Raw genomic sequence first — 3,386 nt, forward strand, 5'->3', positions numbered from 1 at the left:
TCCGGGATTATTTCTTCGAAGAATTCGCGCAATCTTTTGGCTGTTGTAGGTGATTTTCCGTTGGTGGAAATGGCAATTTTCACGTTGCCTTTGGTTACGATTCCGCCCAAATAAAAATCACAGAATTCAGGTGTGTCGGCGATGTTTGCCAATAAATTTCGTTTTTTTGACAATTTGTAAACCCGTTTATTGACTTCCAAATCATCAGTGCAAGCGATAACCAAATGCCGTTTTTTGAGCATTTTTTTCTTGAACTTGGAATGGGTAATGATTATATTATGTTTTTCGTCCAAGGTCAAAAGTTCTGGTAAAAAATGCAATGCAACTACCTCAACATTGGCATTTGGACTTGACTTTAATAAGAAAGATAATTTCTCCAATGCTACTTTTCCTCCACCAACAATGAGCACATTGAGTTGGTGGAGTTTTAGGAAAATTGGATATAGTTCATTCCTCACCCCCAACCCCTCTCCAAAGGAGAGGGGAGCCGAGTCCTGATTATTGGGATGTAACTCGTTTTTCTTCATTTTATTTTTCTCTCTAAAATGAGGTCTGATGAAACTGTGAATTTGTTATATATTTTTCCTTTCCAAGCTCCCTCTCCTTCGGGGAGGGTTGGGGTGGGGATTATTCTCTAGCGCAAACTTTATTGGAGGCAAATTTTTCGTTGAAATTTTTCAACTTGTTGCTTTTTCTTACTACTTCACCAATTACAATAATCGCAGGAGAACTTAAATTATTTTCTTTTACAACTTCTGAAATAGAATTTATCGTTCCAATTCCAATTTTTTCGTTGGGCATAGTTCCGTTTTGAATAATCGCAACTGGAGTTTCTCCTTTGGATTCGTTTTGGAATAGTGCTATAATTTGTTCGAGTTTGCTCATTCCCATCAAGATTACCACAGTTGCTGAAGATTGTGCTGCAAGAGCAACATCCTTTGACAATTTCCTGTCGGAAGTTGTACCTGTGATAACCCAAAAACTTTCGGAAACACCTCTTTTTGTCAAAGAGATTCCTTGATTTGCTGGAACGGCAATCGATGATGAAATTCCGGGAACAACTGATGAAGGGATTCCGAAACTTTCAACATATTCGATTTCTTCGCTTCCGCGACCAAAAATAAATGGATCTCCGCCTTTTAGTCGCACTACATTTCCATAAGTAAGCGCATTATCAACAATCAATTGATTGATTTGGTCTTGCGAATATTCGTGACAGCCTTTCCTTTTTCCAACAAATATTTTGATGGCTTTTTTGGGCGCATACGACAATATTTCGTCGTTTGCCAAAGCATCATACAAAACCACATTGGCATCAGCGAGTGCTTTTGCTCCTTTGATAGTAAGCAAATCTGGATCACCTGGACCAGCACCTACTAAAGTTACTTTTGGTTTTAATACTTTATTCATTGGCTAAATCTTTTGTTCTGTAACTTTCAATATTTTCGAAAAATGCTATTCCTTCTTGAATGTATTTTTTGGCAAATTCCTCTGAAGGTTCGTTTTGATTAATTTGGAAAACCAAATCTCTGAAAGTCGATTTCAATTCGATTTTGTTTGTTTCGGTGAAAACCGTGTCGAATAAATCGATGATTCCTGCGTGGTGATTCGTTCTTTGATTTTCGGAAAGCAGCAATGCTTTGGCACCATTTACAAAACCTGCATAAGCAAGGTAAATCGCATCGGCCCATTTTTTATCGTCGAAAGCTTCTTGAGCGAAAGTCATTTTGTCTTTGGCTTCGTATATCAATGTGGTAACTAAATCAATTACAACACCGGCGCATTCTCCCACACCAATCGCTTTTACATAATTATCGGCATTTCCCCAATCGACAAAATCAGCTTCGGTAAGATTCGTAATATCCGAAAGTGGTTTCAATAATTCGAAGAAATAAATTTCTCCTTTGGCATCGTAATAATTCAAAAAGGATATTCCGTTGGCATTAGATTCGAAATCATCTAAAATAGAACGCAATGCTTCTGGCCCACGACGACTAGGAATTTTGATTACTTTATCAGCAAATCTACCTTCGCCATTTCCTAAAACGCCTCCGCCTAACAACACCTGAAGTGCTGGAGCAACTAGCCTTCCCGAATTGATTGACATTCCTTGAAAACCAATGTGCGCCATACTGTGTTGTCCACAAGCATTCATACAACCACTAATTTTTATAGCGATTTCTTTGTCATTCAAATATTGAGGATATTCAGTTGTCAAAACTCTTTCAAGTTCTGTTGCAATTCCTGTGCTACTTGCAATACCCAAATTACACGTATCCGTTCCTGGACAAGCTGTAATATCGGCAGTTGAATTATAACCTAAAGAAACGAAATCTAATTTGGCTAATTCTTGGTAAAAAAACGGCAAGTTTTCTTCTTTGATGTGACGAATAAGAATGTCTTGTCTTAGAGAAAAACGCAATTCATCGGCTGCATAATTTTTGATTAAATCGGCTAATAATCTGGCTTTATCTGTATAGAAATCGCCTAACGAAACTTTAATTCCAATGGCAACATATCCTTTTTGTTTCTGTTGAATCACATTCGATTTTTTCCAAGCTTCGAATGCAGCAACATCCTTGATTTCTATTTCTGGAGCTACCAATAAAGGTGCTGGAATTGGAGCGTCAAATGCAGTCGTGTCAATTTCAACTGTTTGGCAAGACAAGGCTTTTTTCTCTTCTTCAACCAATTTTAAAAACGCATCCCTTCCTAAATCTTTAATTAAGAATTTCATACGTGCTTTCAAACGTTTGTTTCTTTCTCCAAAACGGTCAAAAATCCTTAAAACTCCTTCGGTTGTTGGAATGATTTGATTGGTCGGAATAAATTCCGACAATAATTCAGCGTGGTGAGGTTGCGAACCTAATCCGCCACCAAGCATTACTTTGAATCCTCTTTCTCCGTTTACAATTTTTGGAATAAATCCTAAATCGTGCAAATAACTCAAAGCAGTATCTTCGTCAGTTGATGAAAATGATATTTTGAACTTTCGTCCCAATTCCTGACAAACTGGATTTCTCAAGAAAAAATCAAACATTGCAAACGCATAAGGCGAAACGTCAAAAGGTTCCTTAACATCGATTCCTGCTGTTTCGCTGGCCGTGATATTTCTAACGGTGTTTCCGCAAGCTTCACGAAGTGTGATGTCACTTTTTTCTAATTCAGCCCAAAGTTCAGGAGTTCTGTCTAAACTCACATAGTGAATCTGAATATCCTGACGAGTTGTAATATGCAAACGGCCTCTAGAATATTCGTCTGAAACATCTGAAATTCGCACTAATTGCTCGCTTGAAACTTTCCCAAAAGGCAATTTGATACGAATCATTTGAACGCCTTCTTGACGTTGTCCATAAACTCCTCTAGCCAAACGTAAGCTACGGAAA

At 37.8% G+C, this 3,386-nt stretch carries 3 protein-coding genes; all 3 read right to left on the reverse strand.

Annotated elements, in window-relative coordinates:
- On the reverse strand, positions 1 to 464 hold a 464-nt coding region (locus PHC28_RS17200; RefSeq protein ID WP_300103462.1), incomplete at its 3' end, for a bifunctional precorrin-2 dehydrogenase/sirohydrochlorin ferrochelatase.
- Positions 465 to 627: 163 nt separating this feature from the next.
- Positions 628 to 1,410 (reverse strand): uroporphyrinogen-III C-methyltransferase, encoded by a 783-nt coding sequence (cobA, locus tag PHC28_RS17205; protein ID WP_300103458.1) that lies wholly within the window; start codon positions 1,408 to 1,410, stop codon positions 628 to 630.
- The coding region (locus tag PHC28_RS17210; protein ID WP_300103460.1) for a nitrite reductase at positions 1,403 to 3,386 on the reverse strand (1,984 nt) is incomplete at its 5' end. The genes PHC28_RS17210 and cobA, both read right to left, overlap by 8 nt.

It is taken from the genome of Flavobacterium sp., assembly GCF_028712645.1.
Classification (GTDB): domain Bacteria; phylum Bacteroidota; class Bacteroidia; order Flavobacteriales; family Flavobacteriaceae; genus Flavobacterium.